14 protein-coding genes and 1 riboswitch are annotated in these 19,839 nt (G+C 50.9%); of the genes, 13 read left to right on the top strand and 1 reads right to left on the bottom strand.

Annotated features, from left to right (window positions below):
• Nucleotides 1-573: 573 nt before the first annotated feature.
• The 10 genes from KKC1_RS07415 to KKC1_RS07370 all read left to right on the top strand — a co-directional run bounded on the left by KKC1_RS07415 (nucleotide 574) and on the right by KKC1_RS07370 (nucleotide 13,516).
• Complete coding sequence (locus KKC1_RS07415; protein ID WP_088553837.1) at nucleotides 574-2,166, top strand: ABC transporter substrate-binding protein; 1,593 nt, start codon at nucleotides 574-576, stop codon at nucleotides 2,164-2,166.
• A gap of 24 nt (nucleotides 2,167-2,190) precedes the next feature.
• A complete protein-coding gene (locus tag KKC1_RS07410) occupies nucleotides 2,191-3,150 on the top strand; it encodes an ABC transporter permease (RefSeq protein WP_088553836.1) in 960 nt (319 codons plus the stop codon).
• Between the two features lies 1 nt (nucleotide 3,151).
• Nucleotides 3,152-3,979, top strand: coding sequence for an ABC transporter permease (locus KKC1_RS07405; protein ID WP_088553835.1), 828 nt, complete (start codon nucleotides 3,152-3,154; stop codon nucleotides 3,977-3,979).
• A gap of 6 nt (nucleotides 3,980-3,985) precedes the next feature.
• Nucleotides 3,986-5,824, top strand: a complete 1,839-nt coding sequence (locus KKC1_RS07400) for an ABC transporter ATP-binding protein (protein ID WP_088553834.1) — start codon at nucleotides 3,986-3,988, stop codon at nucleotides 5,822-5,824.
• Nucleotides 5,825-5,859: 35 nt separating this feature from the next.
• Nucleotides 5,860-6,312: a tRNA (N6-threonylcarbamoyladenosine(37)-N6)-methyltransferase TrmO gene (gene tsaA, locus KKC1_RS07395; RefSeq protein WP_088553879.1), complete on the top strand. Its 453-nt coding sequence runs from the start codon at nucleotides 5,860-5,862 to the stop codon at nucleotides 6,310-6,312.
• Between the two features lie 71 nt (nucleotides 6,313-6,383).
• Nucleotides 6,384-6,992 carry an FmdE family protein gene (locus tag KKC1_RS07390; protein ID WP_088553833.1) on the top strand — a complete coding sequence of 203 codons (609 nt, stop codon included), beginning with the start codon at nucleotides 6,384-6,386 and terminating at the stop codon, nucleotides 6,990-6,992.
• Between the two features lie 446 nt (nucleotides 6,993-7,438).
• A riboswitch (cobalamin riboswitch) is annotated at nucleotides 7,439-7,632 on the top strand.
• A gap of 162 nt (nucleotides 7,633-7,794) precedes the next feature.
• Nucleotides 7,795-8,532 carry a DUF2162 domain-containing protein gene (locus KKC1_RS07385; protein WP_088553832.1) on the top strand — a complete coding sequence of 246 codons (738 nt, stop codon included), beginning with the start codon at nucleotides 7,795-7,797 and terminating at the stop codon, nucleotides 8,530-8,532.
• Nucleotides 8,498-9,178, top strand: a complete 681-nt coding sequence (locus KKC1_RS07380) for a MotA/TolQ/ExbB proton channel family protein (RefSeq protein WP_202819992.1) — start codon at nucleotides 8,498-8,500, stop codon at nucleotides 9,176-9,178. Before KKC1_RS07385 ends, KKC1_RS07380 begins: the two co-directional genes overlap by 35 nt.
• On the top strand, nucleotides 9,126-9,476 hold the full coding sequence (locus KKC1_RS07375) for a DUF2149 domain-containing protein (RefSeq protein WP_088553830.1): 351 nt from the start codon (nucleotides 9,126-9,128) through the stop codon (nucleotides 9,474-9,476). The genes KKC1_RS07380 and KKC1_RS07375 overlap by 53 nt, the downstream gene beginning before the upstream one ends.
• A 5-nt stretch (nucleotides 9,477-9,481) precedes the next feature.
• A complete protein-coding gene (locus KKC1_RS07370) occupies nucleotides 9,482-13,516 on the top strand; it encodes a cobaltochelatase subunit CobN (RefSeq protein ID WP_088553829.1) in 4,035 nt (1,344 codons plus the stop codon).
• Nucleotides 13,517-13,727: 211 nt separating this feature from the next.
• Here KKC1_RS07370 and KKC1_RS07365 read toward each other — a convergent pair whose 3' ends face one another.
• Entirely contained in the window at nucleotides 13,728-13,961 is a 234-nt protein-coding gene (locus KKC1_RS07365) for a hypothetical protein (protein ID WP_088553828.1), read from the bottom strand.
• A gap of 575 nt (nucleotides 13,962-14,536) precedes the next feature.
• On the opposite strand from KKC1_RS07365, the gene KKC1_RS17045 reads away from it, so the two are divergent.
• The 3 genes from KKC1_RS17045 to cobN form a co-directional block, all read left to right on the top strand.
• Nucleotides 14,537-14,671: a hypothetical protein gene (locus KKC1_RS17045; protein ID WP_272946663.1), complete on the top strand. Its 135-nt coding sequence runs from the start codon at nucleotides 14,537-14,539 to the stop codon at nucleotides 14,669-14,671.
• A gap of 213 nt (nucleotides 14,672-14,884) precedes the next feature.
• Complete coding sequence (locus KKC1_RS07360; RefSeq protein WP_088553827.1) at nucleotides 14,885-15,997, top strand: ABC transporter substrate-binding protein; 1,113 nt, start codon at nucleotides 14,885-14,887, stop codon at nucleotides 15,995-15,997.
• Nucleotides 15,998-16,030: 33 nt separating this feature from the next.
• Nucleotides 16,031-19,839 (top strand): cobaltochelatase subunit CobN (gene cobN / locus KKC1_RS07355; protein WP_088553826.1); only part of this gene is annotated, 3,809 nt, incomplete at its 3' end.

The raw sequence follows: 19,839 nt of genomic DNA, 5'->3' as shown, positions 1-19,839 counted from the left end.
TAATTCTCAAAAAGAGGTCAATAGGCACCATCCATCAAAAATAATATTATTTAATGACAACAGGCTATGAAGGTCTGACTAGCGGTTAAGGAAACCGGTCTGCATTCATAGCTTTTTTGCATTAAAAGCGTCCCATTACTTACTAATATTTCAATGCTGGGCAGAAGGGGAAGTATTTTAATTGGGCCACGAAGGCCTTGTCCTTGCTGAAGCGAGGAAGCCTTTCGTGGCTTTTTGCTTTAGCGGTTTGGGGCTCTGAAATCTTGGCACAGAGCTTTTAACCTCCTTGAACCGGCGCGGGATTGGCAAGCCCGCGGGCCAGTGTCCTCCTTTCTCTGACGGGGTGGGTTTGGAGAACTACCCGAGCCTGCCCCGGGAGGAAATTTTAATGAAATGAAGTTGCGGATTGACGGTTTAATTACGTGGGAATTAGTCATGGAGGTTTGGGCTTGCTGGGAATTGGCAAGCGAGTTTCCATGGTTATTTCTTTTGCGACAGAGGTGATGAGGGGAAAGTTATGAAAAAATTTTGCAGGTTATTGTTAAAAATTCAAAATTATGGAGGCGAATCTTTATGTTTGTTGGGAAAAAATTGCTCGTTATTTCGATGCTTAGTTTCCTCGTAGTATTTTGGATTGCCGGCTGCTCGGGTCCAAAGGGAGAAACGGGAAGCAGCGTTAAGGATGCAGCGGGTAAGGAACCTGCCACCTATACCATTGCCGATGCTACCGGCGACTGGGGTTTTCCTGCTCCCTATACCCACTACCAGAGGGGACCGGGTTATATCCGGATGAGTTTTATTTTTGACACCCTGGTATGGAAAGACAAAAACGGGTTTACAGGGGCATTGGCCGAAAAATGGCAGTACCTGAAAGAAGAGAATGCTTATCTATTTAACCTGCGAAAAGATGTTAAGTGGCACGACGGCAAAAAGTTTACAGCCCAAGACGTTTTGTTTACCTTTCAGTATGTAAAAAAACACCCCTATGCCTGGGTTGATACCAGTATAGTCAAAGACGTGACAGCACCTGATGATTACTCTGTAAAGGTTTATTTGGGAAAACCGTATGCTCCATTTTTGGCCAATGTTGCCGGTACCTTACCGATTCTTCCCGAACATATTTATAAAGATGTTGACAATCCCGGGAGCTGGAAAGATATTAAAGCGGCAACCGGTACCGGACCGTATAAATTGGTTGACTATAACCAAGAACATGGGACCTACCTTTATGAGGCCTATGAAGATTACTATTTGGGCAAGCCCAAAGTGGACAAAATTCGCTTTATAAAAGTAAGCGAACAAATGACGCCAGCTGCATTGCTGGATGGCACCGCCAATGCAGGTACAGTTCCTCCCGAGATGGTGGATAGATTCAAAGACCAGGGTTTCACCGTGCTTCCCTCAGGCCATGACTGGAATGCCAAACTAATGTTTAATCATACCCAGGAGCCGTTTGCCACTAAAAAGTTTAGACAGGCCATAGCATACGCAATTAACAGGGGGAAACTGGTGGAAATATCCCAGAGGGGCCATGCTTTAGCAGGAAGTCCTGGGTTACTTCCCCCTGATAATCCCTGGTATTCACCAGACATTGAAAACTATGATTATAACCCGGAAAGAAGCAGGGAACTTTTTGAAGAACTTGGATATCATTTTAAGGACGGCCTCTTGCAAAAAGATGGAAAGCCCTTAACCCTCGAATTACTAATAACGTCAAGGTTTAGCAGAGATGCCGAACTGATCAAACTGGACCTGGAAAAAGTGGGTATAAAAGTAGTTGTGAGAAGTCTGGAAGCCAAAACGGTTGACTCAAAAATTAAGGACTGGGATTTCCAAATGGCCATCAGCGGGCACGGGGGGCTGGGAGGCGACCCGGAAATCTTCAAGAAGATGGTATTAGATAACAGTTTTAACAGCGCCAGGTACCAAGAAAACGAAAGATTGACCGCGCTGCTGTTGAAACAAATAGCGGCGATGAACAACGAGGAACGCAAAGAAATGTTAGCGGAGATACAAAGGATTTATGCGGAAGAACTTCCAACCCTGACACTGTATTATCCTAACTGGTACTGGGCTCACGATGGAAAGTTGGACCTGTATTACACGCCGCAGGGGGTAGCCAGTGGGATTCCTATACCGCTTAACAAGTTATCCTTCGTTAAATAAATTTGGAAACTGGTAGAATTCCTTATGGACAGAAAACGAATTACGGATTATTTGATAGCTTTTATAATTATCCTCTGCCTGAATTTCTTTCTTCCACGTATGCTGCCCGGTGACCCTCTGACTGCTATTTATGGCGAAGAGGCATTGATTTCAATGACGCCAGCATTAAAATCCCAATTGATAGAACGTTTTGGCCTGGATAAGCCCCTGTACCACCAGTTTCTCATTTACTTGACCTCCCTGGCTAAGGGAGACTTGGGTTATTCATATTACTATCAAACGCCTGTGGCCGGTCTTATCCTGGGAACCCTTCCCTGGACCATCCTTTTAGTCGGGCTGGCACTGGTCATTTCCACCCTACTGGGGTTTATCCTGGGGTTGGAATCGGGCTGGAAGCGCGGCCGGCCAGCGGACAAGGCAATATTGACAGGGATGATGTTTCTAAATGGATTTCCTGACTTTTTTATAGGGATACTGCTTCTTGTTATTTTCGGTGTTGTGCTTGGATTGTTCCCTTTATCCGGAGCACTGTCCCCCTACGCCGGGCTTTCGGGATTTGCACTACTGAAAGACATTCTGTGGCACCTGACATTACCGTTAGTTTCTCTGGCAGTTGTTGAGATTTCAGCTTCTTATCTTTTGACAAGGGCAACGGTAATCTCTGTTTTGGGAGAGCCCTTTATACTCACTGCAAGGGCAAAGGGCCTGGCAGAAAAACGCATCAAGTACAGGCATGCGGGGAGAAACTCCCTGCTTCCGATTATAACAGGAACAGGAATTAGACTAGGGCGGGTATTTACAGGTGCTCTTTTTGTAGAAGTAGTTTTTGCGTATCCCGGCATGGGACTCCTCGTTTATAATTCGTTAACGGCAAGGGACTACCCGGTTTTGCAAGGGATTTTTTTCCTGGTGACTATTGGTGTAATGGGTGCAAATCTCCTTGTAGACCTGGTTTACAAAAAACTTGACCCCAGGGTGGATTAACATGCATATTGACTATCTCAGTAGCATTAAAAAAAACAACATGGGGCTTGCAGGCATGTGCCTGTTGGGCATGATGTGCATGGTAGCTGTAGTTGCGCCTTTATTGACTGTTCATTCTCCCGTAGCTCCTTCGACTAATACATTAGCAACTCCTTCACCTGAGCATTTGTTGGGAACCAACGATATCGGCCAGGATATTCTTAGCAGAGTTATATACGGAACGAGGACATCATTGACCGTTGCCTTTTTGGCGGGTCTGTTGACAACTATTCTGAGCACTTTTTTAGGAGGGACTGCTGCATTAATCGGAGGAGCCTATGAAAGATTTATCATGCGTATGGCGGATGTTTTTTTGACATTACCGAATATCATGGTCATTATTTTGATCGCTGCCTATGTCAGGCCGAGTATTGGAATTTTGGTAATTGTACTTTCCGCCTTTAGCTGGCAGGGAAGCGCCAGGGTTATCAGGTCGCAGGTTCTTTCCCTGAAACAAAGGCCCCATATCTGGGCTGCAAGAACATTCGGGGCCGGGAAGTTCTATCTCCTGGCAAAACACATTATCCCCGATTTAGTTCCCATGATGATTGCTGTTTTTGTACAGCATGCCCGGCGGGCGGTATTTATGGAGGCGGGGTTGGCCTTCCTGGGCATTACGGACCCTACCATGGTTAGCTGGGGGACAATGTTGAAAAAGGCGCTTGAATTTTCATATCTGGGCGTTTGGCACTGGCTGCTCCCTCCGGGCATAGCCCTGTCGCTAACCGTTATTTCCTTTGCTTTTGTGGGGTATGCACTTGAGCAGGCATTGAATCCGAGGCTGGGGTGAGGGCTAATGCTTGAAATACGAAATTTAAGGGTTAGGTACAGTGGGGTTGACGTCTTGAGAGGGATAAATCTGCAAGTGGAAACAGGAGAGATACTGGGCATAATTGGAGAATCCGGAGCAGGTAAAACCACCCTTGCCTTAACCCTGATGGGGTTGTGCCAGGGACAAGTTGAAGGCAAGATTTTGTTCCACGGAAAGGATCTACTTTCCTTTACGGAAGACAACTGGAGAAAGCTTCGTTGGAATGAAATAGCCATGGTTTTCCAGGACACGGGAAGGGCTCTCAACCCGGTGATGACGGTATTTGAACAGATAATGGAACCCATGCTTGAACACAAGCTGTACAGGCTTGAAGAAGCGGAAAAAAGGGTTTACAAACTATTGGCCGATGTAGGTTTGCCTGAACAAAGTGCCTGTGCATACCCCCATCAGCTCAGCGGCGGGGAAAAACAAAGGGTTCTGTTAGCCATGGCCCTGGCCAACCAGCCCCGGGTACTGATACTTGACGAGCCTACCTCCGCTCTGGACGCAATCACCAAAGCCGAAACCCTTAAACTGTTAGACCAGATCTCTAAGGGGTTGACGGTCATTTTAGTCACCCATGATTTTTCTGTTGCCGCCAAGTTATCCGACAGGATAGCCGTACTGTATGCTGGCACGCTTTTGGAGTTGGGGCCGGCAGAAAAGATCTTGGAACGTCCCCGTCATCCTTATACGAGGGGGCTGTTGCGCTCTTTTCCCAATATGTCAACAACTAAAGACCTTCAGGGGATACCAGGTACAAAGGAAGATGTCCTTCAGGGGTGTCCATTTAGCCCCAGGTGTACCCAGAAGATCGATGTATGTGAAAAATCATTGCCCAAACTTGAGCATCTAGGGGACCGGGAGATTGCCTGTCACCGGGGGGGAATAGTTCCCCTGCTGCAAATAAAAAAACTGGCGAAGAATTACGGGTCAGTTAGCGCCTTGAAAGGTGTAACCTTAAATTTGGATGAGGGTGAAACTTTAGCTCTGGTGGGAGAAAGCGGGTCTGGAAAGTCAACCCTGGCAAAGTGCATCATGGGCCTTGAGGCGGCTGATTTCGGGGAAATTCTTTTTCAGGGGACAAAGTTGCTCCGGCGAGATAAAAGTTTTTATCAAAGCGTGCAGATGATTTTTCAAAACCCCCAGGAATGTATAAGTCATCGTCTCAATGTACTGGAGGCTGTGATGGAACCGCTTAATATTCAGGGTATAGGCAGACTTCAGGAAAGGGTGGACATGGTTAAAAAGACATTAAGGGAAGTAGAACTTCCTGCCACAGATGCATTTTTAAGTAAATATGCCCACCACCTCAGCGGGGGCGAGCTTCAAAGGGTGGCCATAGCGAGGGCTTTGATATTAAATCCCAAACTACTGATTGCAGACGAACCGACTTCGGCTCTGGATGCCAGCGTACAGGCTAAAATAATAAAACTTCTTTTAAATCTCCAGGAGCAGAGGGGCCTTGCGATGATATTTATCACCCACGATCTTGCTCTGGCACGAAAGATTAGTGATAGGGTTGCCGTGATGCTTTCCGGGAGCATAGTTGAAGCAGGGCCTACCAGCGAGGTTTTTGCCCTACCCCGCCACCCTTATACAAAAGACCTGTTACAAGCAGCTCCGGATTTTTCGATGGAAATACGGGATTTTAACTTTGCCCGAAATAATTGCCAGGGCGCTTGTGTATACACTTCAAGGTGCAAAGATGTAAACCCGGTTTGTCTTTCAAAGGCACCCGAACCCTGCGAACAAGGACTGAGAATGGTTAAATGTCATTTGTATTGCCAGGAACATTATGCAATACGAGAAGCATTTGGATGATTAAGAAGTTAAATCAAATGGAAAGGGGTTTTCTCATGCAGCTGAAACAGATCGGTGTGATCCATTCCCCGTACAAGGAAAAGGCTAACGCCCCTCCCCAGGGTAGGCTAAAAGAAGATCAGTTTGAAATCGAAATCTACCCGGAATTTGCGGCAGGACTTAAGGATATTGAAGATGCCTCGCACTTGATAGTACTCTATTGGTGTGACAAGGCGGATAGAGAAACTCTAATTACGAATACGCCCTGGGATGACGAACCCCATGGAGTGTTTGTAACGCGGTCTCCCAATAGACCCAATCCGATAGCCTTTGACATAGTTGATTTGGTATCACAGCAAGGAAACAAGCTGATTGTCAGGGGAATGGACGCTCTGGACAATAGTCCTTTACTGGACATCAAGCCTTACAATTCGCAAACAGACGCCATTTCCGGTGCTAAAATTACCTGGTTTGAAAAAGCAAAAAAGAATAAGAGAATAAGTAAATAGAGTCGTAATTACTGATAATTTCATCTTTTGAAAACAAGTTACGTGAATCTTAATTTTAGGGGAGGATGTTAATGGCTAAAAAGTACAATTGTTGGGAGGAAGCCGTAAAATTTCACGGACATGCTTGCCCGGGGCTCGCCATGGGTGTAAGGGCCAGTGAAATTGCTCTTGAAAGGCTAGGCGTTGACCGGGCAAAAGATGAAGAACTTGTGGCCATTGTGGAGACTGATGCCTGTGGAGTTGATGGAATCCAGGTGCTTACCGGCTGCACTTTTGGCAAAGGAAACCTCATTTTTAAGGATTATGGAAAGCAGGCCTTTACTCTTGCCAAAAGGAGTAATGGTCAAGGATATAGGGTAGTATTTAAACCCTTACAGTTCGATGATGAAAGCAAGAAAATCAGGGAAAAGGTATTTAAAGGTGCAGCCACTGAGGAAGAAAACCAACAATTTAAACGGATTCAAGACAAGATGATTGAGCAATTATTGAAAGGGCCCGTTGAAGAAATATGCACGGTTAACAGTGTAAAAATAAACACCCTTCGGAAGGCACGTATTTTTGATTCAATTAGATGTGAGAAATGCGGGGAGTATTTCATGGAGCCCCGGGCAAGGAGGCAGGATGGGAAAACAGTGTGCCTGGAATGCTTTGAAGAATACGTTAGCGTAAAATTTAAATAGTAATAGTAAGGGACGGTGCGATTTTCGACACTCTTGAATGATGCAGTATTTTATTGATAAATATGCTCTGGGATGAATTTTCCCCAGCATGGGGCAAGGCTTCCGGCTAGGGAAACAACATAAATATATCAGAACAGGTTTTGGCCGTATAAAATTTTAGTAGGTAACGGAAGGGGAATAGTCCCCTAGAAAAGAAGAGAGACCTCACCCCAAAAAACCCCTAAAAACAAATCGAAAGGAGTTGAGGTTTCATGTTAAATATTCGCCACAAGTGGGGGCAGTCCTTCTTTTTGTTTCTGGCCTAATCAAATTAATTAATGAATGCCACGACTTTTACGAACTTGAAAAAGGTATACAGGAACTCACTCAGAAGGCCTGCAACCAAATTTTCGCAACTAAGTTTTTGCCTGGACGTAATGGTAATATTTTGATATAATGCTTTAAAACTGAATATTGCGGGTACGGGTAGTTCTACTTGAAAAAGTAGAACGCAAGGGAAGTCAGTGTGAATCTGACGCGGTCCCGCCACTGTGAAAGGGAGCGAACTCACGTAATCCCACTGGGGTCTAAAGCCACCCTGGGAAGGGGTGAGGGAGCTATGATCTTGAGCCAGGAAACCTGCTCGTACCGACACACCGTTGACCTACGATGGATAGGGAGGTGGTATCCTTAGATCACACTTGCAGGAAAACTCTGCTCCATCGGGGCAGAGTTTTTTGATTAATATATATTATCTCCGCGAACCCTGTCATACCGGCAATGCTGGCGTTGCTTGAGAATACCGACAGGGAGGTGAAGTTACGTGGGTTTGGTTTATGGAGGACTGGTGGCTGCCGTAATACTGTTAGGCCTTAAAACGGGTTTGATTCTTGGCAGTTCGGGGCTACCAGCATCATTTCTTTCTCTTTTTTCAGCCGGTCTGGGCATAGGGCTTTATACCCTAACGGCGCTTTTTACCGACCACGGGCCGGTACTGGCCCACCTGATAGAGAGATATACATTTCTGGGGGGATTGGCCATGGCCGTGATCCTTATCTACCTGTCGATACAGCAGCCGGGTTTTACCGGTTTTGACCAGAAGAAAACGATTTCGTGGCGAACATATGGGGTTGGGTTATTACCGTGCCCTTTTTGCATGCTGGCCCTGGTCTTGTGGATAATCATAATGGCGCCGGCGGCGGGCATCACCGTTTCTGTTTTAGGAAGAAACACGGCTATATTATTTGGAATGCTGGTGTTGGCCACCGGTATGGGGGTGCGACAAATAATCCGCTTAACCGGCTATGACCCCCATCGCATTTTTAACCGCATCCTGTTCTTATTAGGGTCAATAACTTTGCTGTTTGCTTTGACTATTCCTAACATAGTCAAGTCCATGAAAACGGATTTTAGACCCATTACGGTGGAATCGCCCTTTCACCTGGCCCTGGTAGCTGCCGGCTTGACAGTAATCATTTTTTGGGGCTATTTAAGCCAGAAGAAAGTAATCAAAGAGGTGAGGACAAGTGGTGATACTTCCCGGTTCAGAATATCTGGGTAAAATACTACATATAATTGCGCAAAGCTTATTGCTTCCCTGCATTTTAGGGTTGATCATCTTATTAATCCAGGCCTTGTTCCACCTGGGTGGTCTGGTGGCCGAATTCCAGCAGCGCAGGAGAGAAAGAATTAAACCTATTACTGAGTTTATCGCCACGCTGCCGCAAAACCCCAACTGGCAGGAATTGATAGAGACTGGAGCGGTTCCTGCGGCTTTTAAACCGGTGATGACTGCCTTTTTGGCTGAATCTTACCGGGGGGAAATAGTGCGGCGGGTACTGGCGGAAAAGCTGTTAAGCCAGGAAGAATTGGCAGCAGCCAAAGTTCTGGCAAAAACCGATATGATTGCCAGGTTAGGTCCTGTTTTGGGCTTGATGGGCACATTGATACCACTGGGCCCGGGTCTGGCGGCGCTGGGGCGGGGAGACATCCAGGCGCTGGCCCAGGCGGTAATCGTTGCCTTCGATACCACCGTTGTCGGCCTGGCTGCCGGGGGCATTGCCTCGTTGATCTCCAAAGCGAGGCGGCGCTGGTATGAAGAATACCTGAACGGCCTGGAGGCTCTTTTGGAACTTTGTCTGGGAGGTGAGCCCGTTGCTCAGGCGGAACAAAAGGCGGTGGCTTTTGGCGGAAGAAGAAGAGTATAACCCTCTAGCAGGGTTGGCCAATATGGTGGACGTGATGCTGGTTTTTGCCTGTGGTCTACTGGTGGCCCTGGTACTTTCCTGGAATCTGCAGGATGTATTCCTGAAGGATTTGAGCCCGGTCCAAAGGCAGCAATTGCTGCAAGCCATTAAAAATATGGTAACGGTGGAGCAAGGAAAAGAACTGGAAGAGATTCCGCAATTAGGCAGCGGTTCCGGCTCTGGTTACCAAGAACTCGGGACCGTCTACCGGGACCCCAAGACCGGCAAGCTAATCATGATCGAGAACCGAAAGGAGTGATTAACGTGTCTTTACTTGTTTTGCGCCAGCATAGGAAGCTGTGGCGGCTCACCGGCATCTTGTTGAGCTGCGCTCTGCTGAGCGGCATATTCCTGCCCATGACGGTAGCGGTCGGAGCTGAGCCTATTCTGGTCAAGATAGTAATTATAGCTAACAGCGAGAGCTACTTCCCCTCCCTGGTTTCAGCCTATGGGAAACTAGTTAATCAGGGGTACCCCCTAGAATTAAAAATCTTTAACGGCGCTGGCCTGGTTAATAACACCGAAGCGGAGCGGCTACGAAAAGAGTTGCGGGATGCCCGGGTGGTATTGTTGGAAATGATTGGCCTGGATACCATTAAAGTATTGCGACCGTTCCTGACGGAACTGCCTGCTGACGTTAAAATTCTTAGCACCAAGAGTTCCGAGTTTCCCGACCTACCCCGGATAGACGCGGGGGAGGATGCCGTCCTGAAGGCCTACTTCGATCAGGGGGGAGTGGAAAACATGAGGCGACTGCTCCTCTACCTGGCTTCCCGGCACGGCGGATTAGCCACCGGGGAGGAATTGCTGCCGGTACCCCTCCCGGATCGCTTTATCTACCACCCGGAAGCAGATCAAACCTTCAATGATCGGAAGGATTACCTGAATTGGTACCGCGACGCTGGTAAGCTGAAACCACGTGCCCCCTGGATTGGCATCATCACCTACGACAGCTTTTACAAAAACGGCGATATAGATATATATACGGCCTTGTTAAGGGAACTGGAAGCTCAGGGAGCCAATGTCATCCTCTCCTTTGCCAAGGACCGGGTGGAGGCTGTACGAGATTTTTTCATGGAAGACGGCCAGGGGCGCATTGATTTGCTGATTGCTGCTACCGGGTTTAACTTTGTTTTTGGTAAGCCAGAAGAAGGCGTTAAGCTTTTCCGGGAGCTGAACGTACCGGTGATGGCCCCCGTTTACGCAAGAAACCTGGAACAATGGAAGCAGGACCCAGCGGGCTTGGCCGGCGACGTATACTGGCAGATCGCCTACCCCGAGCTGGACGGACGCGTAGAGCCGGTGATGCTGGGCGGCACTCAAGCTGTGGGGGTGGACGCCGCCACCGGGGTGGAGATCGTGAAAAAGGTGCCTATTCCTGATCGCGTTCAGCGGCTAGCCCGGCGGGCCATGAACTGGGCAATGTTACGCCATAAACCAAACGGGGACAAAAGGGTGGCCATCATCTATTATAACTACAGCGGGGGCAAGGACAGTATTAGTGCCTCCTACTTAAATGTGCCGGAGAGCATAGCTGCCATCTTGCAAGCGCTGAAAAAAGATGGCTACCGAGTGGAAGGAAATTTTCCTGGAAAGGATCTCCTGAAGATAATGCTAACTTATGGGCGCAACGTAGGGAGCTGGGCGCCGGGGGAACTGGAAACCATGGTGCAGGCCGGCGCTATGACGGTACCCGTGGAAGATTACCTGCGGTGGTTCCGGGAACTGCCTCGGAGCCTGCAGGAGGCGGTGGAGCGGGAGTGGGGTCCCGCCCCGGGCCGGGTGATGGTGTATCAAGGGCAACTGGTCATCCCGGGGCTCATGCTGGGGAATGTGTTTATTGGGCCGCAGCCCATGCGGGGGTGGGGGGACGACCCCCAGAAGATCACTCACTCGCCCACCCTACCACCTACCCATCAGTACCTGGCGTTTTACTTCTGGCTGCAACATGACTTCAAGGCCGACGCGGTCATCCACCTGGGCACCCACGGTACCCTGGAGTGGCTGCCGGGTCGGAGCGTCGGCCTGGGGGCAGACGACTGGCCCGACGTAGTGTTGGGGGATCTCCCTAATATCTACCCTTACATCGTCAACAATCCAGGGGAGGGTACCCAGGCCAAGCGCCGCGGCTATGCTGTCATCATCGACCACCTTACGCCCCCAATGGTAAAACCCGAACTCTACGGCGACCTGGCGGCCCTGCAGGAGATGTTGAATAACTATGAAGTGGAGGCAGCTAAAGGAAATACGCGGCGGCTGGCCGCCATGCAAAAAGAGATTCTGGAAAAAATCACGGCCAATAACCTTGACCAGGTTCTTCACCTGGACCTGGCCCGAGACAGCTTTGAACGGGTCGTCCAAGAGGTAGACTCCTACCTGGCGGAGATGGTCGCCGAACTGATGCCCTATGGCCTGCATACCTTTGGGCGGCCGCCCGAGGAGGAACTGCTGGAGAGAATGGCCAGCGCCATGGTGGCTTACGATCCGGCTACCCGGAGCGGGAGTGAGGCCAACTACCAGCAGAAACTGACCCTCAGTACCCGGGAAATGGACAACCTACTGCGGGCGTTGCGCGGCGAATACATTCCCCCGGGATTGGGCCGGGACCCGGTACGCATCCCCGATACCCTCCCCACCGGGGTCAACTTCTACTCCTTTGACCCCCGGATGGTGCCTGATAAGGCCGCCTGGGAGACTGGGAAGAAGGCAGCCGACCAACTGCTAGCTCAGTACCTGGCGGAGCACGGTCGCTACCCGGAAAGGGTGGGAGTGGTGCTGTGGGCCATTGAGACCATGCGTACCCAGGGGGAAACGATAGCGATGATCTTACGCCTGATAGGGGCTGAACCTAAATGGGACAAAAACGGGCGGGTCACCGGCATTGACTTCACGCCGATCTCCCAACTGGGCCGCCCGCGGGTAGATGTTCTGGTGACCATCTCCGGCCTGTTCCGCGATACCTTTGCCTATATGGTGGAACTTTTGGACGATGCGCTGGCTCAAGTGGCCCGTCTGGAGGAGCAGCCGGAGGATAATATGGTGAAAAAGCACTTCCAGGAGGACCTGCAGGTTTACCGGGAAGAAGGCTACTCGGAAAAAGAAGCCGAAGTCCTGGCGGCAGCTAGGATTTTCGGCGATCCGCCCGGGGCCTACGGCACAGGAGTATCGGAGATGGTTGAGGCCACCAGCTTCTGGGATAAGCAGGAAGACCTGGCCCGCACTTACCTCGCCCGCATGCGGTATGCTTACGGGAAAAGGGTTTACGGACAGGAAGCGGAAAGCGCCTTCCGCCGGGTTTTGAGCAATACAGAGGTGATCACCCAGGTGCGGGATTCCCTGTGGGGTGTGCTGGATAACGATGACGTTTACCAGTACCTGGGAGGTCTCAATCTGGCCGCCCGACAGGTTTCCGGCCGGGAGGTGGACGTCTACATTACCAACACCCGGCAGGCCCGGGATCCGCAGGTTCAATCTTTCAACCGCTTTTTGGGCACCGAGCTGCGGACCAGGGTGCTGAACCCTATCTGGATTGAGGGGATGTTACAGGAGGGGTACTCGGGCTCAACCACCATCAGTAAACATGTGGGCCACCTCTTCGGGGTGGACGCCACCCTGGACGCGGTGGACAATTGGTCCTGGCGGCAGGTAATGGAAACCATTGTGCTGGACCCAGAGGTGCGGGATCGCCTAAGTCCCTATGCGGTACAGGCCATCGCCGGCTGGGGCCTTGAGGCCGCCCGGCGCCAGATGTGGCAGGCAGATCAGGAAACGTTAAGCCAACTGGCCAACACCTATGTTCAAAGTGTCCTGGAATACGGGGTGGTTTGCTGTCACCATACTTGCGCCAATATTGTCTTCAACGAGTGGCTGGCCAGCTTTGCCACTCTCCCGGGCCAGGATTTGGCCAGGTTCGGTGAGCTGTTCCGGGAAGCCACTAACCAGGACTTACATTTAAAACAAATCAGCGCAATTGTTGCCGAGCCCAAAGCTACTCCGCAGTCGCCCCGGATTCACCCTGTTACTACGAAAAAACCCGGCAGTTCGTCCTTAATTGCTCGCCGGGAGGACAATAGTTCCGGCAGAGTACAGGAGGCGGGTGAAGCAGCAAAAGCGACGAAAGAGAAGCCCATGCAGGATAGACCAAGGGCTTATGAGATTTATTCCACGGAACAGGGGGAAGCTCCCGGAACAGGTTCTTCTGGTGTTACTTTCTGGGCGATCCTTGGCGCTTTGCTGTTGGGAGCTGTCATTGCCGCAGGTTATTTTGGTGTTGGCAAAAAAAATCGCCCACTCTCCTGACGTAGGCACTGGGGCGAGAAGCCAGGGCAGAGAACATTTAATAGTGATCGCGGTAGACAAGGTATGCTGTAGATATGATTCGGGAAATCGACCACTGCCCTGGCTTTTGCCCCGGCAGCTTCCTACCGGAACCTAGGGTGCCCTTGCTATAATGTAGATTGCTTAACTACCAATAGAGTAGTTGCTTCGAGGTTTGGGTTCTTTGTCAGAATTAGTGCAGCCGCATAGAACTAATTTCCCGCAATAACCTTTCTCCATCGGAGATATGTTCCTGGAGGTGGCGGATTTCCTCGGGGTTTGCGTTAGACTGTCTCAACTCCTTCAGTTCGTTTTTATGGGCCGCTACAGAACCTTCTACATTTTGAAAAATCTCCATGGCAGTTTTAAAGGTCAGGCCGCGTTGCTTCTCTTTCTTAAACCGGTGTCGCATACTGCTGCAGCTCAATGATTTTCTTGCCTCCTCTTTAGTTTTTTTAATATTATTTGCCAGAGGGGTGTAGATTATAATAAGCCAAGCTGGTTAGAGATTGTTCGTCAAAAAATTTTTGCTTTTAGGAAGGAATTAAAACTAGTTCTGTTGAATATGCATAATATAATGTAATGGTAACTGAAGTTACCGTTAGTTCTAATTCTCAAAAAGAGGTCAATAGGCACCATCCATCAAAAATAATATTTATTTAATGACAACAGGCTATGAAGGTCTGACTAGCGGTTAAGGAAACCGGTCTGCATTCATAGCTTTTTTGCATTAAAAGCGTCCCATTACTTACTAATATTTCAATGCTGGGCAGAAGGGGAAGTATTTTAATTGGGCCACGAAGGCCTTGTCCTTGCTGAAGCGAGGAAGCCTTTCGTGGCTTTTTGCTTTAGCGGTTTGGGGCTCTGAAATCTTGGCACAGAGCTTTTAACCTCCTTGAACCGGCGCGGGATTGGCAAGTCCGCGGGCCAGTGTCCTCCTTTCTCTGACGGGGTGGGTTTGGGGAACTACCCGAGCCTGCCCTGGGAAGAAATTTTAATGAAATGAAGTTGCGGATTGACGGTTTAATTACGTGGGAATTAGACCATGGAGGTCTGGGCTTGCTGGGAATTGGCAAGCATGCTTCCATGGTTTTTATTTTGTCAAGAGGAGATAAGCAAGGAGGGAAAGTAGGGTAAAATGAACGGGCGGAGCCCGCCCTTGACCAGACCTCACTCCATAACTTTTTGTTAATCAAGCCCGGTTAAAGGATAAGAGTGTGGCAGTGGCATTTTATCAGGCCATTGTTGGCAAAAAGCATTACAAAACATAGAGTAGCAAAATCCTCAAATTCTACGAAAAAAAGAGTTTGGGGGAGTTAGAAACAAAATATTGAGATAGGAGGTAAGTCGATGAAGAAGGTAATCTTGACAGGCTTAGTTCTTGTTTGTCTAATAGCCTCTCTCATCGCTGGTTGTGCACCAAAAAAGGAGGCGGCACCGCATCCTGAACCCGCTGTGCCTGCTTATCCTAGAACTATTGTCGATTCTGCTGGCAGAACGGTGACGATAGATAAGCCGATACAGAGGATTGTTGGGCGCCTTCAGGTAGCTGAAGCCATTAAGATACTGGGAGCAGAGGATAAGATGGTCGGCGTAGGGGATAGCGTAAAACAGAGGGAACTGTTCTTCCCCGAGTTAAGTAAGCTACCTTCGGTTGGAGAAAGGAGTAATCCAAATATCGAGAAAATAATCGAGCTTAAACCTGACGTTGTCATCTGGACCCGAACATTTGCTGAAGGAGTGCTTGAAAAAAAACTTGAGCCACTAGGTATAACCGTTATTCGTTTAGACCTATACAGACCAGAAACAATACTAGATGACTTGAGAAAGCTGGCGTATATACTGGAGAAGGAGGATGAAGCTAAGAAGTTCATTGATTGGTATGAAGGATATATGAATGCCATTAAACAACGGACCACTGGACTTCCGGAGGACGAGAGGCCAAAAGTGTACTTTGAGATGTTCTGGGACTATATGACATGCACTAGAGGCTACGGACCAGACATGATGATTCGGGCGGCCGGTGGAAGGAATATCGCTGCCAACCTTGAGCCCCCGGATAAAGCTGTCAAAGTAAGTCCTGAGTGGGTGGTGGCGCAGAATCCCGATATTATAGTCAAATCTCCATCTATCGCTGGCGTCTATCCCTATAACATAGATGATCCGAAAGTGCTGAAGGATATAAGAGATGCCATTTTGAATCGCCCTGGATTTAGTGAAATTACTGCAGTAAAGAAAGGGAGAGTTTATGTGGGGCTCCCGTGGGGGGAGCTAGTTGTTACACCTAGAAGTGTGATTGGAACGGCATATATGGCAAAGTGGTTCCATCCAGAGCTATTCAAAGACCTAGATCCAAAGGCTATTCACCAGGAATATCTTAAGAGATTCATGCGTATAGATTATGATCTCGACACACATGGTGTTTTTGTGTATCACCCAGAGCAGCATCCAGATGGAAGATAGCGAAAAGAACGAAGGATATTGGAGGTGTCTTTTATGCTTAAAGTTGCCGGCTTTCGCGTGATTCACGGCCCGAGTACGGTGGGGCGGGTTTACCAGGAGGCTCTGGCCGAGCTTGCAAGCGGGGAATTGGCGGTGGAATTCAGGTACAGCCAGCCGCCAGCAGCGGGTATGCCCCTGCCGCCGCCGGAGTGGCTTGAGTTTGCACGTGAGGAAGCGGACGCGGTCTTCTTCAGCTTTCCGCCGGAGTTTAAAGCGTTAGGAGAGTTTTTCGGCAGGCTAAAAGAGGAGCTGCAAAAACCGCTGGTGCCGGTGACCGTCGAGGTAGCGGGGACGGGCAACGTGTCCCCGGAGGCGGCCCAGCGCGCTATCCAGTACCATCTTTTCGGCGGCAAAGCGAACCTGAAAGCCTTCCTCTTGTGGCTAGGCGAGCTAGCCGGGAAGTTGCCAGCCGGAACGGCACCCGCGCCGCAAGAGGTTCCCTGGGCGGGGATTTACCACCCGCGGGCAAAGGGATATTTTACCCGCCTGGATGATTACCTGGCCTGGTATGGGGAACGGCGGCCGCTTGTTGGGCTTCTTTTCCCCCGCATTTTCTGGGTGGAGGAAAACCTGGCGGGGCACGAAGCGATCATCCAGGAAGTTGAACAGCGCGGCGCCGGGGTAATTCCTGTTTTCAGCGACGGCTGGTTTGGGCAGGTAAAAAACGATGATGTAATCCGGCAGTTCTTCTTCCAGAAGGGGAAGCCGGTCATCGAAGTCCTCTTGGTCTACAGTGGCTGGTTTTTAAAGGCACGGCGAGACATAGTAGCGGTGAACCATGAGCCTTCGGACGATGTGCTTCAGGAGTTGAACGTGCCCATTTTGAAGATGATCCATGCAGCGCGGCAGACGGAAGCCCAGTGGTGGGAAAACCCGCAGGGCTTGAACCTACCGCAGGTGATCATCAGTATTACCTTGCCGGAGTTCGACGGGCTCATCGAGCCCCTTCTGGTGAGCGCGGCAGAAGATGAGGGCGATTTCGCCCGGGCCCAACCACTACCTGAACAAGTTAGTTATCTGGTTGACAGGATGATGCAGTGGATTGAACTCCGGCACAAGCCCAACGCCGAAAAGAAAGTGGCCTTTGTTCTCTTAAATTCCCCTTGTAAAAGTGTAGAAGCCACAGTTGGCACGGCCTTTGGTCTTGACAGCCTGGAGAGCCTGGCCCGCATTTTAAAGCGGATGAGGGAGAAAGGTTATCGCCTTGAGTGGGTGCCCCAAGACGGCCGTGAGCTGGCGGAAGCAATTTTGGGGCGCAAGGCGCTTCCCGACTTCCGCTGGACAACATTAGAGGAGATAGTGGCCAAGGGCGGTGCTGCAGCATTTGTGCCTTTAGAGAAGTACCTTTCCTGGTTTAACGAGCTTCCGGAGCAGGCTCGGGAAAAGATAGCTGCGGCATGGGGTCACCCTGGTCAAGTAAGTGAGCTAAAAGGGGTACAGAAACTCTCCCTAGGTCTTCATGAAGGGCAAATCGTTGTCCCCGGGATAATCACGGGGAACGTCTTTATTGGTGTTCAGCCCAAGAGGGGTTGCGCCGGTTCCCGCTGCGATGGAGAGGTGTGCAAAATCCTCCACGATCCGGATATACCACCGCCGCACCAGTGGATAGCCTGGCACAGATGGCTTGAGGAGGAGTTCGGCGCCGACGTGGTGGTACACGTGGGGACCCACGGGGTGCTGGAGCTTCTGCCCGGCAAGACTACAGCACTATCTGAATCCTGCTTCCCCCGCATTTCTCTAGGCAAGGTACCGCACCTTTACATTTACAACTTGGTCAACCCCATGGAGGCGGTAGTGGCCAAGCGGCGCTCAGCGGCGGTCATTGTAGATCACTTGCCACCGGTTTTGGCCAGCATGCGGTTAAGCGGGGAACTTGCAGAGCTAGAGGAACTTCTAGAGGACTACCAGAAGGCGATAAGCCTGAATGAGAAAGGGCGTGCCGAGGTAATTCGGGCACAGATTGCCGAAAAAGCGCGGGCCGCCAACCTTTGGAGTGGGGAACAAGACCCCGACCCTGGGGTTTTACACGAAAAGCTTACTCTTCTTCGGGAGAGCCAGTTCCGAGACGGCCTGCACATAGTTGGCGAGGCGCCGGAGGGCGAGGCGCTGGCGGAACTTCTAAACGCAATCCTGCGGCTGGATCAGCCCGATTGCCCCTCTTTGCGGCGTGCTCTGGCGGAGTGCTTAAAGCTTGATTATGATGCCCTGTTAAAGGAACCGCAAGCATTTCACCCTGCGGCCGGGATGAGCAACGGTAGGCTTCTTGAGGAGCTGGATTTGCTGGGGAAGGAGATCCTTGCTGACATCCTGGACTTGCAGGTGGACGCGGTGGGCGAGCCTCTGGCTAGGGCACAGGAGCACATTTCCCGCTTTGCCCGGCGCCGGGGTCTTACCCTTGATGGCGGTAAAGACTCACTGGCCAAAGTGTTGGCCAAAGCCTTGCGCATTATACCGCTGGTAAGACGTACGAGTGACGAAATGGAAAACCTGCTGCGTGGTTTTGCCGGCGAGTTCATCCCTCCCGGAGCCTCTGGGGCGCTGGCCCGGGGCAAGGTGGAGGTTCTACCCACGGGACGCAACATGTATTCCATCGACCCCTGGCGCATTCCCACCGCTGCTGCCTGGGAGGTGGGTAGGCGGCTGGCGGAAGAACTCATTGCCCGCTCGAAAAACGAGGACGGTTCTTACCCGGAAACCATCGGCTTTACCTTGCGGGCGATGGATCCCTTCCGGGCCGATGGGGAGCTCATTGCCCAGATCCTCTATACCCTCGGTGTGGAGCCGGTCTGGGTGGCCGGACGGGTGGTAAACCTCAGGCCCATACCTTTGAATAAACTGGGGCGTCCCCGCATCGACTGTCTGGTAAACCTCTCCTCCATTCTGCGGGATGGGATGCCGCGTGCCTTCGAGCTCATTGACCAGGCGGTGAAGATGGTGGCGGAGCTGGAGGAGCCGCCGGAACAGAATTTTGTGCGCAAGCACGTGCTGGAAAGGGAGGCCGAGCTCCTGGCAGAGCACGGGAGGGAAGAAGCTCGAAGGTTGGCCACCTTGCGCGTGTTTTCCTCCGCCCCGGGGACCTACGGCACGGGCGTGGAGTTGGCGGTGGCGGCATCTGCCTGGAAAGAAGAGCAGGACCTCGCCGAGGTCTACTTCCACTGGACGAGTTACGCCTATGGGGAGGGGGTTTACGCGCGAAAAGCGCCGGATGAACTGGTGGACAACTGCTGCCGGGTAACTGTGACCTTTGAAAAGTTCGACTCGGACGAAATCGACCTTTTGGACTGCTGCCACATCTACGGGGTGCATGGTGGTTTTACCGTGGCGGCCAAAGTCGTCTCCGGCCAAGAGCCAAAAACCTACTTCGGCGACACGCACGACCCCGAGCGCCCGGTAATCCGCACCCTGCGCGAGGAACTTTCCCGCATTGCCCACACCCGGCTTTTAAACCCAGCCTGGATCGAGGGCAAGAAGCGTCACGGTTACAAGGGGGCCGGGGACATCTCCAGCCGGGTCAACCACATGTACGGCTGGCAGGCCACTACCCGCCAGGTGGAAAACTGGGTCTTCGGTGGTATTGCCGAAAAGTTCGTCCTGGATGAGGAGAACCGGAAGTTCTTCCAGGAGCACAATCCCTGGGCGCTGGAGGAGATCGCCAGGAGGTTGCTGGAAGCCCACCAGCGCGGCCTGTGGAACGCTGATCCGGAAGTTTTGGAAGGACTGAAGGAGTTTTACCTGGAGATCGAAGGCTGGATTGAAGAGAAGATGGGCGAAGTTAAGGGGGACTTCCAAGGTGGTGCCATCGA

This window comes from Calderihabitans maritimus (genome assembly GCF_002207765.1).
Taxonomy (GTDB): domain Bacteria; phylum Bacillota; class KKC1; order Calderihabitantales; family Calderihabitantaceae; genus Calderihabitans; species Calderihabitans maritimus.
The sequence above is the reverse complement of the archived record's forward strand: the minus strand, read 5'-3'. Positions and strand labels throughout refer to the sequence as shown.